Raw genomic sequence first — 26,400 nt, forward strand, 5'->3', positions numbered from 1 at the left:
GACTCCGATCGTCAGGCGGCTGCGGTGAGCAGGGAAGAAGGAGTGGTGGCAGAGGTCCGTCCGGGAACGAGATTGCGGTGGATCTCCACCGCGGCGGACGAGGTGTTGAGCGTGATGTAGTGCAGTCCGGGCGCGCCCTCGGCGAGCAGCCGCTCGCCCATCGCGGTCGCGTGCTCCACCCCGATCCGGTGCCCCTCCTCGGGGCGGCCCTGGGCCGCTTCGAGGCGCCGGGCCAGAGCGGGCGGGAAAGCGGCGCTGCTCAGCTCGGCGAAGCGGCGGATCTGGTCGAAGCGGGTCGCCGGCATGATCTCCGGGATGATCGGGGTCTCGCAGCCGGCCGCCACGACCCGGTCCCGGAGCCGGAGGTAGTCCTCCGGGTCGAAGAACATCTGGGTGATCGCGTAGTCGGCGCCCGCCTTGCACTTGGCGACGAAGTGCCGGATGTCGCTCTCCCAGTCGGTCGAGCGCGGATGCCGCTCGGGGAAGGCCGCGACACCGACGGTGAACGAGCCCGAATTCTTGAGCAGTTGAACCAGCTCGGCCGCGTAGGAGAGCCCCTCGGGGTGCGGAGTCCAGGCGCCCTGCGGGTCGCCCGGAGGGTCGCCGCGCAGAGCCAGGACGTCATGGATCCCGGCGTCGGCGTAACGGCCGATGATCCTGCGCAGCTCGGTGACCGAGTGCCCGACGGCGGTGAGGTGCGCGACCGGCCGAAGAGTGGTCTCGGTCAGGATCCGCTCGGTGATGGACACGGTGCGGTCGCGGGAGGAGCCGCCGGCTCCGTACGTCACGGAGACGAAGTCGGGGGCGAGCGCCTCCACCCGCCGGATGGCGTTCCAGAGGGTCCGCTCGCCCTTGTCGGTCTTCGGCGGGAAGAACTCGAAGGAGTACGTGGGGGTCACCTGCGGCCTCCCGCGTTGAAGTAGCTCGCCTCGGGGTGGTGGACGACGAAGGCGTCGGTGGACTGCTCGGGGTGCAGCTGGAACTCCTCCGAAAGCGCGACACCGATCCGCTCCGGCCGGAGCAGTTCGGCGATCTTCGCCCGGTCCTCCAGGTCGGGGCAGGCGGGATAGCCGAGGGAGTAGCGGCAGCCCTGGTACTCGGTCCGCAGGATGCCCTCCAGGCCGGCGGGGTCGGCATGGCCGATGCCCCATTCGGCGCGGACGCGTGCGTGCCAGTACTCGGCCAGCGCCTCCGCCAACTGGACGCTGAGGCCGTGCAGTTCGAGGTAGTCGCGGTAGGCGTCGGCGGCGAACAGCTTCGCCGTCTCCTCGCCGATCCTCGATCCGACGGTGACGACCTGGAGGGCGATGATGTCCGTCTCCCCGGAGTCCTCCGGGCGGAAGTAGTCGGCGAGGCAGAGGCGCCGGCCGCGCTCCTGGCGGGGGAAGGTGAAGCGGGTGCGCTCGCTGCCGTCCTCGTCGAGGATGATCAGGTCGTCGCCCTTGGACACGCACGGGAAGTAGCCGTAGACCACGGCGGCTTCGAGGAGCCGGTCGGTCTGCAGCCGGTCCAGCCAGCCGCGCAGCCGCGCCCGGCCCTCCGACTCGATCAACTCCTTGTCCTTCAAGCCCCATTGGCCCTTGAACAGCGCGCCCTCGTCCAACCAGGAGGCGTACTCGGCCAGCTGGATGCCGGTGGCCACCTTCGTCCCGAGGAACGGCGGCTCGGGTACGGGGTTGTCGACGGCCACATCGGAACGGCCCCCGGGCAGCGGAGCCCCGGCCCGCGGAGTTGCCGTCACCTTGGCCACGCGCCGCTGCTTGAGCGGCGGCAATACGGCTCCGGGGACGCCCCGCTTCACGCCCATCAGCGCGTCCATCAGGCGCAGGCCCTCGAAGGCGTCACGGGCGTAACGGACCTCGCCGTCATACAGCTCGTGCAGGTCCTGCTCGACATACGCCCTGGTCAGCGCCGCGCCACCCAGAATCACCGGGAAGCGCTCGGCCAGGCCGAGGCCGTTGAGCTCCTCCAGGTTCTCCTTCATGATCACGGTCGACTTCACCAACAGCCCCGACATCCCGATGACATCGGCCCGGTGCTCCTCGGCCGCCTCCAGGATCGCCGACACCGGCTGCTTGATCCCGATGTTGACCACGTTGTAGCCGTTGTTCGACAGGATGATGTCGACGAGATTCTTTCCGATGTCGTGCACGTCGCCGCGGACGGTGGCGAGCACGATCGTGCCCTTGCCCGACCCACCCGACAATGAATCAGTGGACTTCTCCATGTGCGGCTCCAGATAGGCCACCGCCGTCTTCATCACCTCGGCCGACTGCAGCACGAACGGCAACTGCATCTGACCCGAGCCGAACAGCTCCCCGACGACCTTCATGCCGTCGAGCAGCACCTCATTGACGATCTCCAACGCCGGCCGTCCGACCAGCGCCGCGTCCAGATCCGCCTCCAGACCGTTCCGCTCCCCGTCCACGATCCGCCGCTTCAACCGCTCCTCCAGCGGAAGCGCGAGTAGCTCCTCCGTCCTCGACGCCTTCGCCGAGGCGGAGCTGACGCCGTCGAAGAGGGCGAGCAGCCGTTCCAGGGGGTCGTAGCCGTCCCGCCGCCGGTCGTAGACGAGGTCGAGTGCGACCTCGCGCTGCTCCTCCGGGATCCGGGCCACCGGCAGGATCTTCGACGCGTGCACGATGGCCGAGTCGAGCCCCGCCTTCACGCACTCGTCCAGGAACACCGAGTTCAGGACGGCGCGCGCGGCCGGGTTCAGACCGAAGGAGATATTGGAGAGCCCCAACGTCGTCTGCACATCCGGATGCCGGCGCTTCAGCTCACGGATCGCCTCGATCGTGGCGATGCCGTCGCCCCGCGACTCCTCCTGCCCCGTCCCCAGGGTGAACGTCAGGCAGTCCACCAGGATCGAGGACTCCTCGATCCCGTACGCGCCCGTCAGATCGGCGATGAGCCGCTCCGCGATCGCGACCTTCTTCTCCGCCGTCCGGGCCTGGCCCTCCTCGTCGATGGTCAGCGCGATCAGCGCGGCGCCGTGCTCGCGGGCCAGGGACGCGATCCGCCCGAAGCGGGTGTCGGGCCCGTCGCCGTCCTCGTAATTGACCGAGTTGAGCACCGCCCGGCCGCCCAGCATCTCCAGGCCCGCCCGCAGCACCTCCGGTTCCGTCGAGTCGAGGACGATCGGCAGCGTGGAGGCGGTGGCGAGGCGGCCCGCGAGCTCCCGCATGTCGGCGACACCGTCACGGCCCACGTAGTCGACGCACAGGTCGAGCAGGTGGGAGCCGTCGCGGATCTGGTCCCGGGCGATCTCGACGCACGCCTGCCAGTCGCCGGCGAGCATGGCCTCGCGGAACTTCTTCGAGCCGTTGGCGTTCGTCCGCTCGCCGATGGCGAGATACGAGGTGTCCTGCCGGAACGGCACCGCCTGGTACAGCGACCCGGCCGCCGCCTCCGGCCGCGGTGTGCGCGGCGCCAGGGCCCGGCCCCGTACCCGCTCGACGACCGCGCGGAGGTGCTCCGGGGTCGTGCCGCAGCAGCCGCCCACGAGCGCGATGCCGTACTCGCGGGTGAAGGTGTCGTGGGCGTCGGCGAGCTCCTCCGGCGACAGCGGATAGTGGGCGCCGTCCTTGCCGAGCACCGGGAGTCCGGCGTTCGGCATGCACGACAGGCCCACCCCGGCGTGCCGGGCGAGATGGCGCAGGTGTTCGCTCATCTCGGCCGGCCCGGTGGCGCAGTTGAGGCCGATGAAGTCCACGCCCAGCGGCTCCAGGGCGGTGAGCGCCGCCCCGATCTCGGAGCCGAGCAGCATCGTGCCCGTCGTCTCCACCGTCACCTGGGCGAAGACCGGCAGGTCGAGCCCTCCCGCCTCGGCCAGGGCCTGCTTGCAGCCGAGGACCGCGGCCTTGGTCTGGAGAAGATCCTGTGAGGTCTCGACGAGCAGGGCGTCCGCGCCGCCCGCGATGAGGCCGGCCGCGTTCTGCCGGTAGCCCTCGCGGAGCACGTCGAAGGTGGTGTGGCCGAGGGTGGGCAGCTTGGTGCCGGGGCCGATCGAGCCGAGCACCCAGCGCGTCCGCCCGTCCCGCGCCGTGTACGCGTCGGCGGCCTCGCGGGCGATGCGGGCGCCGGCCTCGGACAGTTCGGCGATCCGTTCCGTGATCCCGTACTCGCCGAGCGCCGCGTGGTTGGCGCCGAAGGTGTTGGTCTCGACGCAGTCGACGCCGACCGAGAAGTAGGCGTCGTGGACCGACCGTACGATGTCCGGCCTGGTCACGTTCAGGATCTCGTTGCAGCCCTCCAAATGCTGGAAGTCCGCCGGGCTCGGGTCCTGGGCCTGGAGCATGGTGCCCATCGCTCCGTCGGCCACCACGACCCGGGTGGCCAGGGCCTCGCGCAGGGCCTCCGGTGCGCGTCCCATCAGCCGCCCACCTCCGTGAGGCCAGTGATCCCAGTGAGGCCCGGGGCGATCTCCTCGGCCGCCTCGGGGCCGTACGCGGCGGCCAGCCGATCGCGCAGCGCCTGCGCCGACAGCGGGTACTCCTGGGTGCCGACCGACTCCAGGACGGTGGTCGCCAGGGCACAGCCGAGGCGGGCCGCGCGTTCGAGCGGCCAGTCGCGGGCGATCCCGGCGAGGAACCCGGCCCGGAAGGCGTCGCCGACGCCCGTCGGGTCGGCGACCGAGGCCGCGGGGACGGCGGGCACGGTCAGCACGGGCTGTCCGGCGCGCCCGATCGCGACGCCGTCGTCGGCGAGCGTGGTGACCCACGTCCCGACCCGGGCCAGGACCTCCGCCTCGCTCCAGCCGGTCTTCTCAAGCAGCAGGGCGGTCTCGTACTCGTTGGTGAACAGGAACCGGGCCCCGTCCACCAGTTCCCGCACCTGCTCGCCGTCGAGCCGGGCCAGCTGCTGCGACGGGTCGGCGGCGAAGGGCACGCCGAGCTCACGGCACGCGCGGGCGTGCCGCAGCATCGCCTCGGGGTCGTCCGGGGAGACGAGCACCAGGTCGAGGCGCCCGGTGCGGGCGAGGACGTCGCGCAGGTCGATCTCGCGGGCCTCGGCCATCGCCCCGGCGTAGAAGGTGGCGATCTGGTTCTGGTCCAGGTCCGTGGTGCAGACGAAACGGGCGGTGTGCAGGGTGTCGCTGATGCGGACGTGGTCGACGACCACGCCGTGCTGCTTCAGCCACACCTGATAGTCGGCGAAGTCGAGGCCGGCCGCGCCGACCAGGACGGGCGCGAGTCCGAGCCGGGCCAGGCCGAAGGCGATGTTGGCCGCGACCCCGCCCCGCCGTACCTCCATGGTGTCGGCGAGGAAGGACAGCGAGACGGTCTCCAGGCGGTCGGCGAGCAACTGGTCGGCGAACCGGCCGGGGAAGGTGAGCAGATGGTCGGTGGCGATCGAGCCGGTGACAGCGATACGCACCGGGCTACCTCCAGTCGGGGAAGGTCGGGCGGAAACAGGTAGGGAGGTACGGTCAGACGGCGGCGCGGGCCGCGGCGGCCAGCTTCTGGGCGCGGTCGGTGCGCTCCCAGGTGAACTCCGGCAGTTCGCGGCCGAAGTGCCCGTACGCGGCGGTCTTCGCGTAGATCGGCCGCTTCAGGTCCAGGTCGCGGATGATCGCGGCCGGGCGGAGGTCGAAGACCTCAAGGACGGCCCGCTGGATCCGGTCGAGCGGCACGCTCTCGGTGCCGAAGGTCTCGACGAAGAGGCCCACCGGCTCGGCCTTGCCGATGGCGTACGCGACCTGCACCTCGCACCGCTTCGCAAGGCCGGCCGCCACCACGTTCTTGGCCACCCAGCGCATGGCGTAGGCAGCCGAACGGTCCACCTTCGACGGGTCCTTGCCCGAGAAGGCACCGCCGCCGTGCCGGGCCATGCCGCCGTATGTGTCGACGATGATCTTCCGGCCGGTGAGCCCCGCGTCGCCCATCGGCCCGCCGATCTCGAACCGCCCAGTCGGGTTCACAAGGAGGCGGTAGCCCTCCGTCTCGATCGACAGGTCCCGCAGCACCGGCTCCACCACCAGCTCGCGCACGTCGGGGGCGAGCAGCGAGTCCAGGCCGATGCCGGGGGCGTGCTGCGAGGACACCACGACCGTGTCGAGGCGGACGGCGCGGTCGCCGTCGTACTCGATTGTCACCTGCGTCTTCCCGTCCGGGCGCAGATACGGCAGCGTGCCCTCGTGCCGCACCTCGGCGAGGCGCCGGGAGAGCCGGTGCGCGAGTGAGATCGGCAGCGGCATCAGCTCGGGCGTGTCGTCGCAGGCGTAACCGAACATCAGGCCCTGGTCGCCGGCGCCCTGGGCGGCGAGCTCGTCGCCCTCGCCCTCGACCCGGGACTCGTACGCCGTGTCGACGCCCTGTGCGATGTCCGGCGACTGCGCGCCGATGGACACGGACACGCCGCACGACGCGCCGTCGAAGCCCTTCGCGGAGGAGTCGTAACCGATGTCGAGGACGGTCTCGCGGACCAGGCTCGCGATGTCGGCGTACGCGGCGGTGGTGACCTCGCCGGCCACGTGCACCTGACCGGTGGTGATCAGGGTCTCCACGGCGACCCGCGAGGCGGGGTCCTGGGCGAGCAGGGCGTCGAGGATCGTGTCGCTGATCCGGTCGGCGATCTTGTCGGGGTGGCCCTCGGTGACCGACTCCGAGGTGAACAGACGACGTGTCACGGCAGAAGCTCCTTGGGTGTCGGGAATCTCGGGAAGCTCGGGATCAGCGGGCGGGGACGTCGGCGGCGGGCCGGAGCCGGTGCACGACCTGCGTGAGCCGCATCTCGCCGCCGGTGCGGTACGGCTGGAGGCGCCGCCGGTTGTCTACGTGCGCGGCGCTCGTCTCGAACGCGCGGAAGGCGGGCTCGTCGGTCCAGTCGGTGATGACCCAGTAGACGCCGGTCTCCTCGACGTCCCGGATCAGGGTCTGGCCGAGGTTGGCGGGCTCGGCTGCGATCCGTCGGCCGATGTCGAGCCAGGTGCTCTCGAACTCCCGCTCCGTGCCGGGGCGGATCTCCATCCTGAGCAGCACCCGGAAGGGCGGGCGCGGGCCGGCGCCGTGGTCGTCCATGGCGAACTCCTCGCTCGGTACGGTTGAGGTGCGCCCAGGCGGGGCACTCGGTGTCCGGGCACCGTTCCAACAGCGCATCGAGGAAGGCTCAAGACCGGAGCCAGCCCGTGTCCCTCACCAGCCTTACCAGCCTCACGAGCCTCACCAACCGAGCACCTGATCCCCCCGCCGGAACGTGCCGCTCGGGCCGCCGTCCGGCAGCAGCGCGGCGTCCGCGACGTCCACCGCGGCCTCCTCGGCGCTGCGCCGCCCGCCCGGCATCATCCGGGTCCGGGTCGGGCCCGGGTTGACGGCGTTGACCAGGACGCCGGTGTCCTGCGTGGCGCTCGCGAGCAACTGCGTGAGCCCGTTGAGGCCCGCCTTGGACACCGCGTAACCGGGGCTGCCGGTGAACAGGCCGTTGCTGAACGAGCCGGTGCCGCTGGACACGAACACCACCCGGCCCCATCCCCGTTCGACCATCGCGGGCACGAAGGCCTGCGCTACCCGCCACGAGCCGAGCAGATTCACCTCCAGCGTCCGCTCCACCACCTCCACGGGTACGGACAGCGGATCGCCGGCGCCGTCCTCCAGGAGCACCCCGGCGTTGCCGACCAGGACGTCCACCGGGCCGACGGCGTCCCTGGCCCGCGCGATGCTCTCCGGGTCCGTCACATCGAGCGCGCAGCCCCGCGCGCCCCGGCCGAGCTCCCGGGCGGTGTCGGCCGCGGCGCGGGCGTCGCGGGCGGTCACCACCACCCGCAGCCCCCGGCCGAGCAGTTCGGCGGCCACCGCCCGGCCGAGCCCGCGGTTGGCCCCGGTGACGAGTGCCACGCGCCGATCCGTCATCACGTCTCTCCCCTCAGGTCGTGAAATCTCCCCGAAGACTGCCGCCCGAGGCTCGACTGCCACTGGTGTCAAGGGAGTTGGCCCGTGGAGCGCCCTCGGGTTCCGGGCTCCAGCGGGCTTCGAGCCGGGTCATGAACCATCCACGCGTCCCGTCATCAGAAGAAAGGACTTCGTCGGTGACGACTCACACTTCCCTTTCGGATGCGTCCAGCCCCGAGGGTCTCATCCGGCTCGGTACCGCCTTCTGCGACGCCAAGATCCTGCTCAGCGCGCTTGAGCTGGACCTCTTCTCGACGCTCGCCGCGAAGCCCCGCACGCTCCCGGAGCTGTCCGACGCCCTCGGTCTGCACCCGCGCGGCGCCCGCGACTTCGTCACGGCGCTCGTCACGCTCGGCGTCCTGGAGGCGGACGGTGAGCTCTTCCGCAACAGCCCGGCCGCCGACCGTTTCCTGGACCGCGGCAAGAAGTCGTACGCCGGCGGCTTCCTGGAGCGCGCCAACTCCATGCTCTACCCGGCCTGGACCCACCTCACCGACGCCCTGCGCACCGGCGAGCCCCAGGTGAAGGGCAAGGACGGCGACATCGTGGCGCAGATGGCCGACAGCCGTGAGCACCTGGACCAGTTCCTCACCATGATGGACTCCCTCAACAGCCAGGTCGCGCCCAAGCTGGCCGCCGCCTTCGACTGGGCGTCCCGCACCGACTTCGTGGACGTCGGCGGCGCCCGCGGCAACCTCTCCGCGCTGCTCATCGACCGGCACCCGCACCTGACCGCCCAGGTCTTCGACCTGCCGCACGTCGCGCCCGCCTTCGACGACCACATGAAGCGGCTCGGCACCCAGGACCGGATCTCCTTCACCGGCGGCGACTTCTTCGCCGACCCGATGCCCTCCGGCCAGGTCCTCGTCATGGGCCACGTCCTGCACAACTGGTCCGCCGAGCAGCGCCTCGGGCTGATCCGCAAGGCGTACGAGGCGGTCGAGCCGGGCGGCGCGCTGCTGGTCTACGACCGGATGGTCGACGAGCGCCCCGCCGACCTGGTCAACCTCCTCATCAGTCTCGACATGCTGCTGGTCACCCACGGCGGCTCCGAGTACTCCGTCGAGGAGTGCCGGGACTGGATGACCGAGGCCGGCTTCGCCCGCACCGAGGCGAAGGTGCTCAGCAACACCGACTCGCTGGTCATCGGCCACAAGGAAGGGTGAGCCCGCCATGCGACTGGGGATCAACCTCGTTCCCGAGGACTGCGCCCGCACCGCGCAGGAGGCCGAGCGGCTCGGCTTCGACGTCGCCGCGGCCCCCGAAGGCTTCCGCTCCGACGCGATCTCGGTGCTCGGCTGGGTGGCCGCGCGGACCAGCCGGATCGGTCTGCTGTCCACGGTCATCCAGATCCCGGCGCGGACCCCGGTCGCCATGGCGCTCGCGGCGGCGACCCTCGACGGCCTGTCCGGCGGCCGGTTCCGGCTCGGCCTCGGCATCTCCAACAGCCATGTCACCGAGGGCTGGCACGGCACCCCGTTCGCCCGGCCGCTCGCCAGGACCCGGGAGTACGTGGAGGTCGTGCGCCGCACCCTGGCGCAGGAACCGGTGACGTACGAGGGCCGGCACTTCGCCCTGCCGCTGCCGGGCAGCGACGCCGGCCCGTTCCGGCACCCCGGCCCGGTCCGCGCCGACCTGCCGGTCTACCTGGCCGCGGTCGGAACCCGCAGCCTGGAGCTGACCGGCGAGATCGCCGACGGCTGGGTGGGCGTGTTCTGCACGCCCGACCACGCCAAGCGCGCCCTCGACGCGATCGGCACCGGCCGCCGCCGGGCGGGCCGGGACGTGGCCGGCTTCGACGCCTTCCTGTCCGCCCCGGCGGCGGTCGGCGACGACGTCGAGGCCGCCGCCGCGCCGATCCGGCCGTATGTCGCCCGGTTCATGAGCCTCGGCGACCGGGAGAGCAACTTCTACTTCCGGCTCGCCACCCAGCTCGGCTACGGGAAGGCCGCCGAGGAGGTGCAGGACCGGTTCGTGTCCGGCGACGCGGCCGGAGCGGCGGCGGCTGTGCCGCTGGAGTTCATCGACTCCACCTCGCTCCTCGGCACGCCCGCCCGGATCGCCCGCAAGCTCACCGAGTACGCGGCCGCCGGGGTCACCACCCTCGGCATCTCGCCGTACGCGGACACCACGGAGGCGCGGATCGCCGTCATGGAGACGGTGGCCCGGGCCCACCGCGAGGCCGGTCTCTCGGTCAGTTCTGCGGTAGGGGAGGGGTGAGGCGTCCGATGCGCGTCCTGTTCGTCAGCTGGGCCTGGCCGACCCACTTCTACCCGATGGTGCCGCTGGCCTGGGCGCTCCGCGCGGCCGGCCACGAGGTACGGGTGGCCGCCCCGCCCGGCCTCGCCGCCCACGTCACCGCCGCCGGACTGCCGTACGCGCCGGGCGGGCACGACCTCGACGCGGTGGCCCGGATCCGCGACTACATCCCGGGCCGGACGCCCGGCCCGGCGGGCCGCGGGCCGCGCGCGGTGACCCTCTTCGCCGAGCTCGCCGAGGCGATGGCGGACGACCTGGTGGCGTTCGCCCGGGCCTGGCGCCCCGATCTGGTGGTGCACGAGCCCACCGCGTACGCAGGACCGCTCGCGGCCGCCGCCTCGGGCGCCCGGGCCGTACGGCTGCCCTGGGGCGCCGACCTGATGCACCGGCAGGCCACCCAGGAGGCCGAGGAGCACGCGCTCGCCCCGCTGTTCGCGCGCTTCGGCCTGTGCGGCCCGGAGTCCGCGGACGTCCTCGGGGCGCTCACCGTGGACCTCTGCCCGCCCGCGATGCAGGTGCCCGAGGAGTCCCGGCCGGGCCCGCTCGACCGGCTGCCGATGCGCTACGTGCCGTACAACGGCGCCGGCCGGATCCCCGTGCCGCTGCCGCCCGCGGAGCGCCAGCGGCCCCGGGTCTGCGTCACCTGGGGCACCACGGTCGGCCGCCTCGACCCCTCGATGATGCTCGCAGGCGAGGTCGTCGCCGCGCTCGACGCGCTCGACGTCGGGATCGTGGTGGCCGTCGCGGCCGAGCAGCGCCCGCTGCTCGGCGCACTGCCCGCCCGGGCCAAGGTCCTGGAGTCGGTGCCGCTGCACTGCGTGCTGCCGCACTGCGACCTGGTCGTCGCCCACGGCGGCGCCGGCACCATCCTGACCGGCCTCGCCGCCGGGCTTCCGCAGCTCGTCGTGCCGCAGCTGATCGACCACGGCTTCAACGCCCAGCGGTTCACCGCCACCGGCGCCGGACTCTCGCTCACCCGCGACGAGGCCCACCCGGAGGGCCTGCGAGCCGCCGTCCGCGCCCTCCTCGACGAGCCCGCGTACCGCAAGGCCGCCGAGGGGATCCGCGACGACAACGCCCGCCGGCCGACCCCGGCGCGGGTCGCCGAACAACTTGCGGAGTTCGTGGAGTCGACCGAAGGGGGCCGGCCGTGCTGATCGGCGTCGGACTGCCCGCCACCGTCCCCGGCGCCGCGGGGGATCGGATCACCGACTGGGCCCGGCGGGCCGAGCAGCACGGCTTCGCCACCCTCGGTGTGCTCGACCGCCTCGTCTACGACAACTACGACCCGCTGATCGCCCTCACCGCGGCCGCCGCCGTCACCCACCGGATCGGCCTCGCCACCACGGTGCTCACCGCCCCGTACCGCAACAACACCCCGCTGCTCGCCAAGCAGCTCGCCTCCCTCGACCGGATCGCCGGCGGGCGCCTCACCCTGGGGCTCGCCGCGGGCAACCGCGACGACGACTTCACCGTCTCCGGCGTCGACCCGGCGGCGCGCGGCAAACTCCTCGACACGATGCTCGCCGAACTGCGCGACATCTGGGGCGGCGCGGGACCGAGCGGCCTCGGCCCCGCCCCGCAGGGCGAGCTGCCGCTGATCCTCGGCGGCACCTCCCCGGCCGCCTTCCGCAGGACCGCGCAGTACGGGCGGGGCTGGATCGCCGGCGGCAGCTCGCCCAGCGGCTACCGGGCCAACGCCGACCGGGTCGAGGCCGCCTGGCAGCGGCACGGACGCACCGGCCGCCCACATCTGATGACCCTGCTCTACTTCTCGCTCGGCCCGCGCGCCGAGACCCTGGCCCAGCGCTATCTCACCGACTACTACGCCTTCTCGGGCCGCGCCGAGTCGATCGTCACCATGGCGCTCACCGAACCGTCCCGCCTGCGGGCCGCGGTGACGGCCTATCAGGACGCGGGCTGCGCCGAGATCGTCTTCATGCCCTGCGACTCAGGACCCGACCAGCTCGACCGCCTCGCCGACGCCGTGCTGTAGGCCTCGTCCCAGGTGCCGCCGGGCGACCACCCGCCCCACCGGACGCCGTTCCGCTCGCGGAGCGGCGTCCGTCGTGCTGACCACGCTCCCAAGGAGGACCCATGACCGCCGAGAGCACCGCCGCGAGCCCCAGCGCCACTGAGCGCCCTGCCCGGTGCCCCGCCGAAAGCAGCTCGGCCACGTGCCCCCAGCTGACCTTCCCGCTGCCCGTGCCCGACCCGCTGGAGCCCGCCCCCGCCTACGCCGAGCTGCGCGGCACCGAGCCCGTCGCTCCCGTGACGCTGCCGACCGGGCACCGGGCCTGGCTGGTGACCCGTTACGAGCACGTACGGCAGGTGCTCGCCGACCCGCGGTTCAGCAAGGCGGCGCTGACCGAGCCCGACGCGCCCCGACTGCTGCCGGTCGCCAAGGGCTCCAAGTCGCTGTTCACCATGGACCCGCCCGAGCACACGCGCCTTCGCAAGCTGGTCGCCCGGGCCTTCACCGCCCGGCACATCGAGCGGATGCGGCCGCACGTCCAGGAGATCACCGGCCGGCTGCTCGACACCATGGCCGCCGGCGGCGCCCCCGCCGACCTGATCGCCCACCTCGCCCAGCCGCTGCCGATCACCGTCATCTGCGAACTCCTCGGGGTGCCGCTCGTCGACCAGGACCGGTTCCGGGTCTGGTCGGACGTGATGCTGTCGATCTCCGCGCACTCGCCGGACGCGGTGATGGAGGCCCGGCGCGGACTCAACGGCTATCTCGGCGAGCTGATCGCGGCCAAGGCGAAGGAGCCCGCCGACGATCTGCTCACCCATCTCATCGAGGCCCGGGAGGAGGACGGCGACCGGCTCTCCGAGGAGGAGCTGCTGGCCTTCGGCCACACCCTGCTCGTGGCCGGCTACCACGCCACCACCGGCGAGCTGGTCGGCGCGCTGATCACCCTGCTGCGCGACCCGGAGCTGTGGGCGCGCCTGGTCGCCGACCGCTCGCTGGTGCCGGGCGCCGTGGAGGAGCTGCTCCGCTTCTCGGTGGCGGGCGGCGGCGCCGGCGCCATGCGGATCGCGAAGGAGGACGTCGAGCTCGGCGGGGCGGTCATCCGCAAGGGCGACGCGGTCCTTCCGGCGATCACCTCGGCCAACCGCGACGAGGAGGTCTTCGAGCGCCCCGAGCGGGTCGACCTGACCCGGCAGAACAACCCGCACCTCACCTTCGGGCACGGTCTGCACCACTGCCTGGGCGCCCAACTCGGCCGGATGGAGCTCCAGTTGGCCCTGGAGGGCCTGCTCGACCGCTTCCCCGGGCTGCGCCTCGCGGTGCCGACCGACGAGCTGCGCTGGGTGTCCGGGATGGCCTTCCGCCGGCCTGCGGACCTCCCGGTCGCCTGGTGACACCGGCCGACAGCGCCCGTACGACATGAACCCGTACGACCCGACTCGTACGACACGAAGAAGCTCCCCCGTCCCGGCCCGGACGGGGGAGCTTCCTCGTGTCGTACGGCTGACCCTCAGACCGCCAGGCCGAGTCCGTACGCCGCGATCCACTCGTCGAGGTGCAGCGCCATGTCGATCTCGATCCGGGTCAGCCCGGCCGCGGCCGTCGCGTCCCGGCGCACGTCCTCGACGATCGTCGGGTTGAGCAGCGGAAGCACCGCCGAGTCCCCGCCGGCCACCAGCTTGGCGAACCGCTCCTGGACGTAGCGGTCGTAGGCGGCGTCGTTGGAGATCGGATAGCCCGTCTTCGGCCGGTTCAGCACCGCCTCCGGCAGCAGGTCCTTCGCCGCCGCCCGCAGCAGGCTCTTCCACTGCCCGTCGAAGGTCTTGAACTCGAACGGCGCGTTGAACACGTAGTCCTGCAGCCGGTGATCGCAGAACGGCACCCGCACCTCCAGACCGACGGCCATGCTGAGCCGGTCCTTGCGGTCGAGCAGGGTGCGCATGAAGCGGGTCAGGAAGAAGTACGTCGACTCCCGGAACTGCCGGGCCCGGCCGCTCTCCCCGGGCATCCGCGGCACCGCGGCCGCGGCCTGCCGGTACTGGTCCGCCTGGTGGCCGCGGACGTCGACCCGGGTGGTGACCGGGCCGAACAGGGCCGGCATGCCGAGGTTGTGCGCCAGGCTCCACGGCAGGGTGCCCGGCTGCCCGTACTCGGGGTGGTGGAACCACGGATAGCCGCCGAACAGCTCGTCCGCCGACTCGCCGGTCAGCGCCACCGTCGACTGCCCGCGGATCGCCCGGAAGAGGAGATACAGCGAGATGTCCATGGAACCGGGGCCCGCGATGAGCACCGGCCAGTCGAGCGCGTGGACCACCGCCCGACGGGTTGCGGCGTCGATCATCTCCGTGTTGCCGAGCAGGATGTGCCGGTGGTCGGCGCCGACGTGGTCGACGACCTGCCGGACGTACGGGGAGTCCGCCGTCGGATGGGTCAGGTCCGGCTCGAAGTTGTCGAGGTAGCCGACGAAGTCCACGTCGAACGAACGCACCTTGCCGCTGCCGTCCTTCTCCTTGGCGTGCGCGGCGAGCGCGGTCAGCGTGGACGAGTCGAGCCCGCCCGACAGCATCGTGCACAGCGGCACGTCGGAGACGATCTGGCGGGTGACGATGTCCTCGAGCAGCTCGCGCACCGTACGGATGGTGGTGGGCAGGTCGTCCGGGTGCTCGTGCGCCTCCAACTGCCAGTAGCGGCGCAGCCGGTGCCCGTCGCGGGACACCCGCAGCACATGCCCCGGGGCCAGCTCCGGCATCCCGGAGATCACCCCGGCGCCCGGCGCCTTCACCCCGCCGAACAGCTCGCGAAGCCCTTCGGCGTCGATGGTGCGGCTCGCCCGCGGATGCGCCAGGATCGCCTTCGGCTCCGAGCCGAAGAGCACCCCGCCGCCCGGAAGCAGCTGGTAGTACAGCGGCTTGATGCCGACCCGGTCGCGCACCAGGAGCAGCTCCTCGCTGCGCGCGTCCCAGATCGCGAAGGCGAACATGCCGTTCAGCCGGTCGACGAAGGACTCGCCCCACTCCAGATAGGAGCGCAGCACCACCTCGGTGTCGCTGCGGGTCCGGAAGCGGTGCCCCTTGAGGACGAGTTCCTCCCGCAGCTCACGGAAGTTGTACACCTCGCCCGCGTACGTGAGGGCGGCCTGCACCCGGCCGCCCTCCTCGGCGACCATGGGCTGCGCCCCGCCCTCCAGGTCGATGATGGCGAGCCTGCGGTGGCCCAGTGCGGCGTGCGGAGCGATCCACACGTCGCCGGCGTCGGGGCCGCGCAGGGTCATGGTCGTCGTCATCTCCCGGACGACGGCGCCCTCCTGACGCAGATCGGCTGTGAAGTCCACCCAGCCGGCGATGCCACACATGCCAGCACTCTCCTTCGCTTCGTCCCGGCCGGGGCCGGTCAGCCGTCGACACCGAACCGGGTGCCGACCGCCGTGGACTGGACTTCCATCAGGACCTTGCCGCCGGCGTCGAGGGCCTGCCCCGTGCCGGTCGAGGTGAACGTGCCGTCCGCGCCGAACCGGCCCGTGTGCCGGATCCGCAGCTCGCTCAGCAGGCCCCCGTCGGCGTCGGAGCGCAGGCCCCGCGTCACGTACACGAAGGCGCCGTCGTCGGCCCACTCCCAGGTGCCGATGCCGGTGTGGGTGTGCCGGTGGGTCTGCAGGATCAGCTGTCCGTCGGCGCCGAACGAGTAGTGCGCGTGCTCGACGTCCGGTACGCCCTCGATGGTGACGACCACCGACCAGCTGCCGACCGGCGAGGGCCGCCGGTTCCCGTGGCGGTGTCCGGGCCCCTGGTCGGGCGCCGCGGCGGCGGCCGGGGCGGCGGCGCCGACGGCGAGCGCCGAACCGAGGAAGCCGGCCCTTCTGAGCAGGGAACGGCGGGTGCTGCGCTGGGGATTCATGGGCGTACCTCTCTTGGTTCCGGTGGTCGTACGGCCGCCTCCGGGGCGGCGAGGTCGACCGGCCGGCCGGTCGACACGTCGGTCAGGGTGATCGCCTCGGCCGGGCAGGCCTCCACGACGTCGATCAGCTCCGGGTCGGGGTCCACCGGGCCGGCCGCCGGCCGGGTGCGGTGGTCCTCGCCCACGGAGAAGTACCGGGGCGCCGCCGCGGCGCAGATCCCGCTGCGGCGGCAGGTCTTCTGCACCGTGATCCGCCACTGCTCGCTCATCGCCGCCCCCGGGTCACCAGGTCACCGGCAGATTGACGAGCGCGCGGGCGGTGAGCCCGGTCTTCCAGGTCAGCCAGTCGGCCGGCACCGCCAGCTTCAAGGTGTCCGGCAGCCGCTCGATCAGCGTGCGCAGCGCGATCTGCATCTCCAGGCGGGCGAGCTGGGCGCCCAGGCAGTGGTGGATGCCGTAGCCGAAGGAGAGGTGCACGTTCGGGGTGCGCTCGACGTCGAAGCGGTCCGGGTCGGCGAAGACCTCGCCGTCGTGGTTGGCGGAGCCCAGCGAGGCGATCACGGCCTCGCCCTTCCTGATCCCGGTCTCGCCGATCGTCAGGTCCTCGGTGGCGACCCGCAGCTGGGTGCCGGTGAAGACGAACGGGTTGAACCGCAGCAGCTCCTCGACCGCGCCCGGGATCAGCTCCGGCTTCTTGCGCAGCAGCGCCAGCTGGTCGGGGTGGTGGAGGAGGGTGAAGAGCGCGGTGCTCAGCGAGTTGGCGGTGGACTGGTGCCCGACCGTCATGATGATCATCGCGAAGTCGAGCAGCTCGTCCTCGGACAGCTGCTGCCCCTCGTCCCGGGCGTGCACGAGCACGCTCAGCAGGTCGTCGGCGGGCTCCTCGCGGCGCTGCTCGATCAGGCCCCGGAGGTAGCCGATGATCTCGCCGCGGGCCTCCTTGACCTCCTCGACGCTGTGCCCGCCGAGGCTGAAGATGACCTCGCTCCAGGCGTGCAGCCGGTCCACGTGCTCGTACGGCACGCCGAGCAGCTCGAAGATCACCTTGATGGGCAGGCTGAGCGCGTAGCAGGACATCAGGTCGACCGGCCGCGGCGCGACCAGGACGAGCCGGATCTGCTCCTCGGCCAGCTGCTCGACCCGGGGGCGCAGTGCCTCGACCCGGCGGGCGGTGAACGCCTGCATGACCAGGCGGCGCAGCCGCGAGTGGTCCGGGGCGTCCATGCCGAGGATGGTCTTCGGGCCGGGGGTGGTGTTGCCCATCCGGGGCGCGTCCGGCGCCTCGGCGGCGGCCCGGCTGAGCCGCGGGTCGACCAGGGCGGCGCGCACGTCCGCGTAACGCGTCATGAGCCAGGCCCGGTCGCCGGTGGGAAGGGTCACCCGGGCCACCGGAGCCTGCTCGCGCAGCCGGCGGAACTCCTCCGGCGGCTCGAACGTGTCCGGCGCCGGGAAGGGGAAGGCCGGCGGTGCCTCGTCGATCGACATCGGTATCCCTTCGGGGTGGTGCACGGATCGAGTGGTGCATGCACGGAACGGGGTGTGGTGCGCGGAGATGCACGCGCGGGCAGCCCCTCCGCCGCGGGATCGCGGAGGCGCCGCCCGTGACGCGTGGGCCGTGAGAAGCGGCCTTACTTCTTGCGGCCGATCACGAGGATGTCGTTGGTGTCGAGCAGCTCGGCGGAGGTCTCCGCGAAGCCGGCCTCCGTCATCCAGGCCCGGCAGTCGTCGACCCGGTACTCGGAGCCGCCGTGGGTGACCACCAGCATGGTGAGGCTGGTCAGCAGGTTGTTCAGCGGGCTGAGCTCGTCGTCCAGCATGGGGTCGTAGACCAGCAGGGTGCCGCCCGGCTTCAGGGCGTCGAACGCCGACTTGATGAGCTGCTTGCGGCGCTCCGGCGACCAGTCCTCCAGGACGTGCCCGATGATGACGACGTCCGCCTCCGGGACCGGGTCGGCGAAGAAGTCGCCGCCGTGGAAGGCGATCTTGTCCTTGAGGCCGAGGCCGCCGATGTGGTCCTCGTACGCCGGCTCGACGGCCGGCAGGTCGAACACGGTGGCCTTCAGGTGCGGGTGGGCGTCGATCAGCGTCGCGGCCAGGTTGCCCCGGGCACCGCCGACGTCCGTGACGGTCTTGACCTTGCTCCAGTCGTACGCCTTGGCGAGCTCCGGGCCGACCGCCCAGTTGAGCGCGTCCATCATGGCGACGAAGTCCCGCATCTGCTCCTCGGAGCGGTACAGGTGCTTGAACATGTTGTCGTCGCCGTGGCCCTCGATCTGGGACTCACCGCTCTTCAGCGACTCGGTGAAGCCGCCCCAGGCGCCGTACAGCACGCTGTTCGAGCGGCTGAGGAAGCGTCCCACGTACGTCCGCCGGCCCTTGACCAGGTGGGTGTCGGCCGCCTTGGTGTTGCCGTAACGCCCGTCCTCCCGCGCCAGCAGGCCCAGCTTGACCAGGGCGTTGAGGAACTCGCGGGCACCGCGCTCGTGGAGACCCAGCTTGCCGCGGATCTCCTCCTCAGTGGCCGGCCCGCTGTCGCTCAGCACGGTGAACAGGCCGAGCTCGTTCGCGGTGAGCAGGATCTTCGCGCTGCCGAACGCCATGCCGAGCTGGATGATGCCGTTCAGGTCCAGTGATCCCTGCTCTTCACGGGTCTTGGTCATGCGCCGGTTCCTTTCAGGTGGTTCCGGTGGAGTCGAGGCCGCGCCCGGTCTGGTGAGCACGCCCGGTGAACTATCCGGACCGGACCTCAATCCGAACTGGATTCCCGATGGACCGGCGCTCGCGGCGCCGTGGTCCGCGTCTCGCGAGCGGTGTTCGAGGGAGCGTCGCGGCCGCTCAAGTGACACTCCAGCCGCGATCTCCAAGCTGGGGTGCGGTGCCCGCGTGTGCGCGAGCGGGCCTGACGTGTCGACACCGGCGCACCGCCGGAAAGGACGGGAGTTGCCATGGAACTCGGCCTGAAGGACAAGGTCGTACTGATCACCGGCGGCAGCGGCGGCCTGGGCCGCCCGCTCGCCCGCGCCTTCGCCGACGAGGGCGCCAGGGTCGCGCTCACCTATCTCAGCCGGGTGGAGAACGCCAAGGCCGTGGCCGCCGAGATAGCGGAGGCCGGCGGCGAGGCGCTGCCGGTCCGCCTCGACCTGACCGACGCGGACTCCGTGCGCGCCGCGGTCGCGGAGGTACGGGACGCGTGGGGCGGCATCGACGCCCTGGTGGTCAACGCCTCGGCGTCCGGCGGCCCCAGCCCGCACGCGCCCGCCTTCGACGAGATCCCGGCCGAGCGGTGGCTGCCGCCGCTGCGCGCCGAGGTCGAGGGCGCCTTCCACACCGTGCAGGCGACCCTGCCGGCGATGAAGCCGCGCGGCGGCGGCCGGATCGTGTTCATGTCGGCGGCCATCGTGCAGCGCGGACTGAAGGGCGCGGAGGGGTACGCGGCGAGCAAGTCGGCCCTGCACGGCCTGAGCCGCACCCTGGGCACCGAGCTGTTCGAGCACGGCATCCTCTCCAACTGTGTGGCGCCGGGCCCGGTGGTCACGGAGGGGCTCCTGGAGAAGCTGCCCGAGGAGGTACGCGACCGGGTCGCCGGCCTCGACGCCGAGGGGGCCCGCGCCGCGCTCAACAAGGCGATGCCCTTCCTGCACTTCTCCACGGTCGCGGACGTCGTGAACACCACGCTGTTCCTGGCCTCTCCGGCCAACGGCAACATCACCGGCAACGTCGTCTACGTCGACGGCGGGCACTGATGACGCCGGGGAGCCGGGCAGCGGCGTTCAGTCCGCTGCGCGAACTGCAGACCCTGCAGCCCTTCCAGTGGTCGGCCGGCCTGGTCGCCCGCGGCATGGCCGAACTGCGGATCGCCGACGCGCTCGGCGACGGCCGGCGCACCACGGAGCAGATCGCGGAGGCCATCCGCGCCCACGGGCCCAGCCTGGAGCGCTTCCTGCGGGTGTGCGAGCTGCACCGCCTGGTCGCACCGGCCGCCGGAGCCGAGGACTCCGCGGCCGTACGGCTCTGGGAGCTCACCCCGGCGGGTCACCTGCTCCGCTCCGACGTGCCGTCCCTGCGCGGCTTCAGCATCGCCGTCAACGCGCCCGGCATGACCCGCCCCTGGGAGCTGGTCGCCGACGTGGTCCGCACCGGCTGCCCGGCCACCCGGACCGTGTGGGGCATGGACCACTGGGAGTACTACGCCGCGCACCCCGACGAGGCCCGCAGCTACGCCGAGACCTGCGCCTCGCTCTCCGTCGAGGCCGCCGAGGCGCTGGTCGCCAGCGTCTCGCTCGCGGGGGAGCGGGAGATCGTGGATGTCGGCGGCAGCCCCGGCACCGTGCTCGCCCGGGTGCTCCGGGAGGTCCCCGAGGCGCACGGCGTGCTGCTCGACCTGCCGTGGGCGATCGGCTACGCCCGCGAGACCTTCGAGCAGGCCGGTCTGACCGGCCGGGTGGAGCTGGTGCCCGGCGACTTCCGGGCCGAGGTCCCGGCCGGAGGCAGCCTCTATCTGCTCAAGAACGTGCTGTGCGACCTCGACGACGAGGCCGCCGCCCAGCTGCTCGCGCACTGCGCCAAGGCGGCGGAGCCGGGCAGCCGGCTCGTGCTGCTCGACTGGGAGTACACCGAGCACTCCTCCCACGTGCACGCCAACGACGTGGAGTTCATGGTGCTCACCGGCGGCCGGGCGCGCACCGAGGACGAGTACCGGCGGCTGCTCGCCGCCGCGGGCTTCGAGGACTGCCGCCGGCTGCCGCTGGCCGGCCACGAGCGGGCCCCCATCGCACTGATCGAATCCGTCCGGGCCTGACAAGGCCCCGGTGAGTCAAGGTGGTTGAGGATGTCGGCTGAACTGACACAGGACAGGACCGGCGACCGGTCCGACGACCGGGCGGACGACCGGGTGGAGGCCTGCGAGGGCGCGCCCGTGATCGGCCCGCCGCCCGCGCAGGCGGTGGCGGAGCTCGGCTGGGGCATGTGGGCGAGCGCCGTGGTGCAGGCCGCGGCCCAGCTGAAGCTCGCGGACGCGGTCGGCGACGAGCCGGCCACGGTCGAGGAGATCGCCGCCGCCGTCGGCGCGGACGTCCCCGCGCTGAAGCGCCTGATGCGGGCCCTGGTGGGCTTCCGCATCTTCCGGCAGGCGGCGCCCGGGAGTTACGCGCACACCCCGATGTCGCGGGCGATGCGCTCGGACGCGCCGGGCTCGGTCACGGACATCATGCTGACCGGCTCGCACTGGGGCTGGGAGATGTGGGGCAAGCTCGCCGAGAGCGTGCGTACGGGCGGCTGCGCCTTCCAGGAGACGTACGGCAAGGACCTGTTCACGTACTTCCACGAGGACGACAACGCGGCCGGCGAGACCTGCCTGAAGGGGTACGCGGCGCAGTCCCGGGCCATGAACCCGGGCGTGGTCGCGGCGCTCGACCTGGCGGGCGTGGACACCCTGTGCGATGTCGGCGGCGGCCACGGCAGCCTGCTGAAGTCGCTGCTCGAAGGCAATCCGGGCGTCAAGGGCGTGCTTTTCGACCGTCCGCACGCCATCTCGGCGGCGCTGCCCGAGCTGCGCGCGGGGGGCGCGCTGGGCGACCGGACCGAACTGGTGACCGGCGACTGCTTCGAGGGGGTGCCGGAGGCGGACGTGTACGTCATCCGCCAGGTGCTGCACATGTGGGACGACGACGCCTGCCACACGGTGCTCGCCAACTGCCTCAAGGCGGGCCGCCCGGGCGGCCGGGTGGTGCTCCTGGAGCAGCTGGTGGCCGATCCGCCGGAGACGCCCTGGGACGCCCTGATGGACCTGCACATGCTGCTCGTCATGGGCGGCTGGGAGCGTACGGCCGAGGAGTACGGAGCGATGTTCGAGCGCGCCGGACTCGAGTACGCCGGGGTCGTGCCGAGCGGCACTCCGCTGCGCCTGGTGGTCGGCCGAATACCCGGGTGACGGGGCGGCGGCTGGTGCGTACGCTCGTTACGCACCAGCCCGCAACCGCCCCCGCCCCAGGCTCACTTGGCGGCGGCCGCCCGCTTGGAGCCCTTGGCGGCGCTCTTGCCGGCCCGGAGCTTCACCGCCTCTTCGTGGGTGATCGGCGCGGCCGACCGGACGAAGTCGAGGACCGTTTCCAGCTCGCTCTCGGTGAACCGCTCGCACAGCTCGGCAAGGGAGCTGCCGAGCGATTCGAACAGTGGGAAGACCTTCGCCTCCAGGTTGGGCATCGGCGTGACGAGGACACGCCGACGGTCCTTCGGATCCCGATCGCGACGCACGTGGCCGGCCGCCTCCAGGCGGTCGATGACCCCGGTGATGGCTCCGGTGGTCACCCCGTTCTCCTCGGCCAGCTGCCCGGCCGCCATCGGGCCGCGGGCCACCAGCGCCCCGAGACAGTTCAGGTCGAGGACGCTCAGCCCGAGGCGGTCGGCGACCGCCTGGTGGAAGAGCACCGACTGGCTCACCAGACCACGCAGCTCCTGATCCACGGCCGCGGTCAGTTGTGCGCGTTCCGCACGTTCCGCGCTTGACATACGTCCCGTCCTTCCAGTTACCTTGCCTCATCGTTATCTCAGCAACTAAGATAACGAGTCGAAGAGACTCCTGCCTAGTAAGCATCCGAGTTGCTGATTGTCTTGGTCAGTCTAGATCAAAGAGAGGTGCACCATGTCGAACCCGTCCGCGGCTGCCCCGCCCGTCGAGGGGGACCCGAAGCGCAAGGTCGCACTGATCGTGGTGCTCTTCGCCGCGTTCATGGACCTGCTCGACTCCACGATCGTCAACGTCGCCATCCCGTCGATCCAGGCCGACCTCACCACCGGATACGCCACCGTGCAGTGGGTGGTCGCCGGCTACCTGCTCTCCTTCGCCGTCCTGCTGATCCTCGGCGGCCGGCTCGGAGACATGTACGGACGCAAGAAGCTCTTCCTGACCGGCGTCGCCGGCTTCACCGTCGCCTCCGTGCTGTGCGGCTTCGCCGGCAGCCCGGAGATGCTGGTCGCCGCCCGGGTGCTGCAGGGCGCCATGGCCGCGCTCATGGTGCCGCAGGTGCTCTCCATCATCACCGCCGCCTTCCCGCCCAAGGAGCGCGGCGCGGCCCTCGGCGCCTTCGGCGGCGTGGCCGGTCTCGCCACCGTCGGCGGACCGATCATCGGCGCCCTGCTCATCGACGCCGACCTGTTCGGCCAGGGCTGGCGCATGGTCTTCCTGATCAACCTGCCGGTCGGCATCCTGCTGTTCCTCGCGGCCTCCGCCGTCATCCGCGAGTCGCGCTCCACCGAGTCGATCAAGCTGGACGTCACGGGCACCCTGCTGCTCACCGTCGGGCTCCTGCTGCTGCTCGTCCCGCTCGTCCAGGGCCGCGAGCTCGACTGGCCGCTGTGGACCTTCGTCTCGATGATCGCCTCGGTACCGGTGCTCGCGATCTTCTGGGCCCACCAGCGCCGCCTCGGCGACGCGGGCCGCCCCGGCCTGATCGTGCCCTCGATGTTCCGCAGCCGCTCCTTCACCGCCGGCATCGTCGCCAACACGGTGTTCTTCGCGGTCACCATCGGCCACTTCCTGATCTTCATCCTCTTCCTGCAGAACGGCCTCGGCTTCTCCGCCCTGCGGGCCGGCCTCACCGGAGTGCCCTGGTCCTTCGGCGTCAGCTTCGGCGCGGCCTTCTCCGCCACCGTCCTCACCGCCAAGCTGGGCCGCAAGGTCATGGTCATCGGCGCGGTCCTGCTCGCCACCGGCCTCGCCGGCATCGCCCTCACCATCCAGCTGCGCGGCGCCGAGATCGGCTCCTGGTCGCTGCTCCCGACGCTCCTCGTCGGCGGCCTCGGCATGGGCATGATCATCGCGCCGATCCTGGACTTCATCCTGACCGACGTCCCGCCGGAGCACGCCGGCGCCGGATCCGGCGTGGTCAACGCCTTCCAGCAGGTCGGCGGCGCCCTCGGCATCGCGGTCATCGGCGCCCTCTTCATCGGCTTCCTCGGCACCGGCGCCGACACCGCCGCCAAGGACGCCGGCGGCCAGCTGCGCACCGCACTCGTCCAGACCCACGTCTCCCCGGCCGACCAGGCCAGGCTGACGGAGACCTTCCAGACCTGCTTCACCGAGCGCACCAAGTCCAAGGACCCGACCGTCGAGCCCGCCAGCTGCGCGCCGCTGACCCAGGTCACCGACCCGCAGGCCGGCGCCGCCATCGGCGCGGCCGCCCAGGACGCCCGCCGCGAGGTCTTCTCCGCCGCCCTGCAGCGCACGATCCTCGCCCAGATCGGCCTGACCGCCCTGGTCCTGCTCCTGGTGCTGCTCCTGCCCAAGCAGGCCAGGCACCACGACGAGGCCTGGGAGGAGACCCCGGAGCCCGGCACCGAGCCCACCGGCCCCGGCGTGGCGGAGCCCCGCACCGCCTGAGCCCGACCCGTACGACCCGGGCTCGACCCGTACGGCTTAAGCACAGCCCGTACGACCCGAGCCCGACCCGTACCGCCTGAGCACCGCCCGTACGACCCGAGCTCGACCCCCGTACGACCCGAGCCCGAGCCGTACGACCTGGGCTCGACCCGTACCGCCTGAGCACAGCCCGTACGACCCGAGCCCGACCCCGTACGACCCGGACGGCCGCGAGCATGCGGCGGCCGTCCGGGCGGACCGGGCCACCGGCCCGCACCCCCCGCCCCGCACCTGACCGAACGTCCCGAACGGAGAGGTACCCATGACACCCGCTCCCACCGAGCAGACGCCCGTTCTCATCGTCGGCGGCGCCGTGGTCGGCCTTTCGACCGCGCTGTTCCTGGCCCGCCGGGGCATCCGGCCGCTGCTCGTCGAGCGCCACCCCGACGCACTCGGCCACCCGCGCGCCCGGATCCTCAACCCGCGCACCGTCGAGGTCTTCCGGGCCACCGGCCTGGAGGAGGAGATCTTCGCGGACCGCTCCCTCACCTCCGAGCTCAGCGAGAAGCTGATGGTCCGCGCCGAGACCCTGGCCGGCCCGGAGATGTTCTCCGCACCGATGCAGGACGAGGCCCCCGAGCTCACCTCCGAGGTCACCCCCTGCACCTGGTGCTCCATCGACCAGGACAAGCTGGAGCGGGTCGTCGCCCGCCGCGCCGCCGAGCTCGGCGCGGAGCTGCGCTGGTCCACCGAGCTGGTCGGCTTCGAGCAGGACGCGGACGGTGTCACCGCGACCCTCCGTGACACCGCCACCGGCGCCGAGTCGACCGTCCGTACCCAGTACCTGGTCGGCGCCGACGGCGTCCGCAGCGCCGTGCGCGAGGCCGCCGGCATCGCCGTCGAGGGCCCCGGCACCCTGATCCACACCGTCAGCGTGGTCTTCAAGGCCGACCTCACCGAGCCGCTGCGCGGCCGCGACCTCGGCCTCGGCTACTTCGACCAGCCCGACACCGGCACCCTGCTCATGCCGCTCGACGACTCCCGCTGGGTCTTCTACACCCCCTACCACCCCGAGCGCGGCGAGCGCATCGAGGACTTCGACGAGGCCCGCTGCGTCGAGGCCATCCGCGCCGCCATCGGCGTGCCCGACCTCGCCGTCGAGGGCCTGGAGGTCCAGGTCGAGAAGACCGGGCAGAAGATCCTCGGCTTCGAGATCTCCGCCGGGCTCGCCGAGCGCTACCGCGCGGGCCGGGTCCTCCTGGTCGGCGACGCCGCCCACACCATGCCGCCCACCGGCGCCTTCGGCGCGGCGACCGGCATCCAGGACGCCGACAACCTCGCCTGGAAGCTCGCCGCGGTCCTGCAGCGCACGGCCGGACCCGCGCTGCTCGACTCGTACGAGGCCGAGCGCCGCCCCGTCGCCCGCTTCACCATCGACTACGCGCTCGCCGAGCTCCAGGAGCGCTCGCACGACCAGGACGACGACGGCCGGCCCAGCTACGCGGCGGCCATCCTCGGCCAGCTCTACCCGGCCGGCGCCCTGCTCCCGGAGGGCACCGACACCGGGGACGCCTCGGACGCCTCGGACGCCGAGGCGGCGCTGCCGCCCGCGCTCGACCCGCGCGTGCTCGGCCGGCCCGGCACCCGCGCCCCGCACACCACCGTGCGCTGCCGCGGCAAGGAACTGTCGACCCTCGACCTGTTCGGCGAGGCGCCGGTGCTCCTCACCGGCCCCGAGGGCAGCGGCTGGGAGCACGCCGCGGGACCGGCCGCGCAGCGGCTCGGCATCGATCTCGACGTATACCGGATCGGCGGTGAGTTCGTCGCCGACCCGGCGGGGGACTGGGCCTCCCGTTACGGGGTGGACGCCGACGGCGCGGTGCTCGTGCGCCCCGACGGCTTCGTGGCCTGGCGCTCGCCCGGCGCCGCCGCCGAGCCCCAGGCCCGGCTCGAAGAGGTCCTGGCCCAGGTCCTCGACCGCGCCCCGGGCGCCTGAGCCGTAACCGACACACCCGTACCACGCGTAC

At 72.3% G+C, this 26,400-nt stretch carries 22 protein-coding genes; 10 read left to right on the plus strand and 12 right to left on the minus strand.

Annotation, left to right across the window (positions count from 1 at the left end; translation table 11 throughout):
* Positions 1-11: 11 nt before the first annotated feature.
* From metF to JAO84_RS28555, 6 genes are all read right to left on the minus strand, one after another.
* Complete coding sequence (metF, locus tag JAO84_RS28530) at positions 12-899, minus strand: methylenetetrahydrofolate reductase [NAD(P)H] (RefSeq protein WP_370415385.1); 888 nt, start codon at positions 897-899, stop codon at positions 12-14.
* Positions 896-4,375: a methionine synthase gene (metH, locus tag JAO84_RS28535; protein WP_370415386.1), complete on the minus strand. Its 3,480-nt coding sequence runs from the start codon at positions 4,373-4,375 to the stop codon at positions 896-898. Before metH ends, metF begins: the two co-directional genes overlap by 4 nt.
* Positions 4,375-5,379, minus strand: coding sequence for a carbohydrate kinase family protein (locus JAO84_RS28540; RefSeq protein WP_370415387.1), 1,005 nt, complete (start codon positions 5,377-5,379; stop codon positions 4,375-4,377). Before JAO84_RS28540 ends, metH begins: the two co-directional genes overlap by 1 nt.
* A gap of 52 nt (positions 5,380-5,431) precedes the next feature.
* Complete coding sequence (metK, locus tag JAO84_RS28545) at positions 5,432-6,631, minus strand: methionine adenosyltransferase (protein ID WP_370415388.1); 1,200 nt, start codon at positions 6,629-6,631, stop codon at positions 5,432-5,434.
* Between the two features lie 43 nt (positions 6,632-6,674).
* Positions 6,675-7,022 carry an antibiotic biosynthesis monooxygenase gene (locus JAO84_RS28550; RefSeq protein ID WP_370415389.1) on the minus strand — a complete coding sequence of 116 codons (348 nt, stop codon included), beginning with the start codon at positions 7,020-7,022 and terminating at the stop codon, positions 6,675-6,677.
* A 141-nt stretch (positions 7,023-7,163) separates the two neighbouring features.
* Positions 7,164-7,835 carry an SDR family NAD(P)-dependent oxidoreductase gene (locus JAO84_RS28555; RefSeq protein ID WP_370415390.1) on the minus strand — a complete coding sequence of 224 codons (672 nt, stop codon included), beginning with the start codon at positions 7,833-7,835 and terminating at the stop codon, positions 7,164-7,166.
* A 191-nt stretch (positions 7,836-8,026) separates the two neighbouring features.
* On the opposite strand from JAO84_RS28555, the gene JAO84_RS28560 reads away from it, so the two are divergent.
* The 5 genes from JAO84_RS28560 (at position 8,027) to JAO84_RS28580 (ending at position 13,517) form a co-directional block, all read left to right on the plus strand.
* On the plus strand, positions 8,027-9,055 hold the full coding sequence (locus JAO84_RS28560) for a methyltransferase (RefSeq protein WP_370415391.1): 1,029 nt from the start codon (positions 8,027-8,029) through the stop codon (positions 9,053-9,055).
* A gap of 7 nt (positions 9,056-9,062) precedes the next feature.
* On the plus strand, positions 9,063-10,109 hold the full coding sequence (locus JAO84_RS28565; RefSeq protein ID WP_370415392.1) for an LLM class flavin-dependent oxidoreductase: 1,047 nt from the start codon (positions 9,063-9,065) through the stop codon (positions 10,107-10,109).
* Between the two features lie 8 nt (positions 10,110-10,117).
* Positions 10,118-11,305: a nucleotide disphospho-sugar-binding domain-containing protein gene (locus JAO84_RS28570; protein WP_370415393.1), complete on the plus strand. Its 1,188-nt coding sequence runs from the start codon at positions 10,118-10,120 to the stop codon at positions 11,303-11,305.
* Positions 11,299-12,144 (plus strand): LLM class flavin-dependent oxidoreductase, encoded by an 846-nt coding sequence (locus tag JAO84_RS28575; protein ID WP_370415394.1) that lies wholly within the window; start codon positions 11,299-11,301, stop codon positions 12,142-12,144. The genes JAO84_RS28570 and JAO84_RS28575 overlap by 7 nt, the downstream gene beginning before the upstream one ends.
* A gap of 101 nt (positions 12,145-12,245) precedes the next feature.
* Positions 12,246-13,517 carry a cytochrome P450 gene (locus tag JAO84_RS28580; protein ID WP_370415395.1) on the plus strand — a complete coding sequence of 424 codons (1,272 nt, stop codon included), beginning with the start codon at positions 12,246-12,248 and terminating at the stop codon, positions 13,515-13,517.
* Positions 13,518-13,633: 116 nt separating this feature from the next.
* Here the strand turns inward: JAO84_RS28580 and asnB are convergent, their stop codons facing one another.
* The 5 genes from asnB to JAO84_RS28605 form a co-directional block, all read right to left on the minus strand.
* Positions 13,634-15,475, minus strand: coding sequence for an asparagine synthase (glutamine-hydrolyzing) (asnB, locus tag JAO84_RS28585; protein WP_370415396.1), 1,842 nt, complete (start codon positions 15,473-15,475; stop codon positions 13,634-13,636).
* Between the two features lie 38 nt (positions 15,476-15,513).
* The gene (locus JAO84_RS28590; RefSeq protein WP_370415397.1) at positions 15,514-16,017 is read right to left on the minus strand and encodes a hypothetical protein; all 504 of its coding nucleotides are present in this window, start codon (positions 16,015-16,017) and stop codon (positions 15,514-15,516) included.
* Positions 16,014-16,286: a ferredoxin gene (locus JAO84_RS28595; protein ID WP_370415398.1), complete on the minus strand. Its 273-nt coding sequence runs from the start codon at positions 16,284-16,286 to the stop codon at positions 16,014-16,016. The genes JAO84_RS28590 and JAO84_RS28595 overlap by 4 nt, the downstream gene beginning before the upstream one ends.
* 13 nt (positions 16,287-16,299) lie before the next feature.
* Positions 16,300-17,502 (minus strand): cytochrome P450, encoded by a 1,203-nt coding sequence (locus JAO84_RS28600; RefSeq protein ID WP_370415399.1) that lies wholly within the window; start codon positions 17,500-17,502, stop codon positions 16,300-16,302.
* 143 nt (positions 17,503-17,645) lie between these two features.
* Positions 17,646-18,677, minus strand: a complete 1,032-nt coding sequence (locus JAO84_RS28605) for a methyltransferase (protein ID WP_370415400.1) — start codon at positions 18,675-18,677, stop codon at positions 17,646-17,648.
* Positions 18,678-18,962: 285 nt separating this feature from the next.
* Here JAO84_RS28605 and JAO84_RS28610 point away from each other — a divergent pair, with 285 nt between their 5' ends.
* Genes JAO84_RS28610 through JAO84_RS28620 form a run of 3 tightly spaced genes read left to right on the plus strand, consistent with a single transcriptional unit; the run spans position 18,963 to position 21,946 of the window.
* Entirely contained in the window at positions 18,963-19,760 is a 798-nt protein-coding gene (locus tag JAO84_RS28610) for an SDR family NAD(P)-dependent oxidoreductase (RefSeq protein WP_370415401.1), read from the plus strand.
* Positions 19,760-20,815: a methyltransferase gene (locus tag JAO84_RS28615; protein ID WP_370415402.1), complete on the plus strand. Its 1,056-nt coding sequence runs from the start codon at positions 19,760-19,762 to the stop codon at positions 20,813-20,815. The genes JAO84_RS28610 and JAO84_RS28615 overlap by 1 nt, the downstream gene beginning before the upstream one ends.
* A gap of 30 nt (positions 20,816-20,845) precedes the next feature.
* Positions 20,846-21,946, plus strand: a complete 1,101-nt coding sequence (locus tag JAO84_RS28620) for a methyltransferase (protein WP_370415403.1) — start codon at positions 20,846-20,848, stop codon at positions 21,944-21,946.
* Between the two features lie 62 nt (positions 21,947-22,008).
* Here JAO84_RS28620 and JAO84_RS28625 read toward each other — a convergent pair whose 3' ends face one another.
* Positions 22,009-22,524 carry a MarR family winged helix-turn-helix transcriptional regulator gene (locus tag JAO84_RS28625; RefSeq protein WP_370415404.1) on the minus strand — a complete coding sequence of 172 codons (516 nt, stop codon included), beginning with the start codon at positions 22,522-22,524 and terminating at the stop codon, positions 22,009-22,011.
* Positions 22,525-22,657: 133 nt separating this feature from the next.
* Here JAO84_RS28625 and JAO84_RS28630 point away from each other — a divergent pair, with 133 nt between their 5' ends.
* A complete protein-coding gene (locus JAO84_RS28630) occupies positions 22,658-24,394 on the plus strand; it encodes an MFS transporter (RefSeq protein ID WP_370415405.1) in 1,737 nt (578 codons plus the stop codon).
* 301 nt (positions 24,395-24,695) lie between these two features.
* Positions 24,696-26,369, plus strand: a complete 1,674-nt coding sequence (locus tag JAO84_RS28635) for an FAD-dependent monooxygenase (RefSeq protein ID WP_370415406.1) — start codon at positions 24,696-24,698, stop codon at positions 26,367-26,369.
* Positions 26,370-26,400: the final 31 nt, after the last annotated feature.

The sequence above is a fragment of the Streptomyces fradiae genome, assembly GCF_041270065.1.
Lineage (GTDB): Bacteria > Actinomycetota > Actinomycetes > Streptomycetales > Streptomycetaceae > Streptomyces.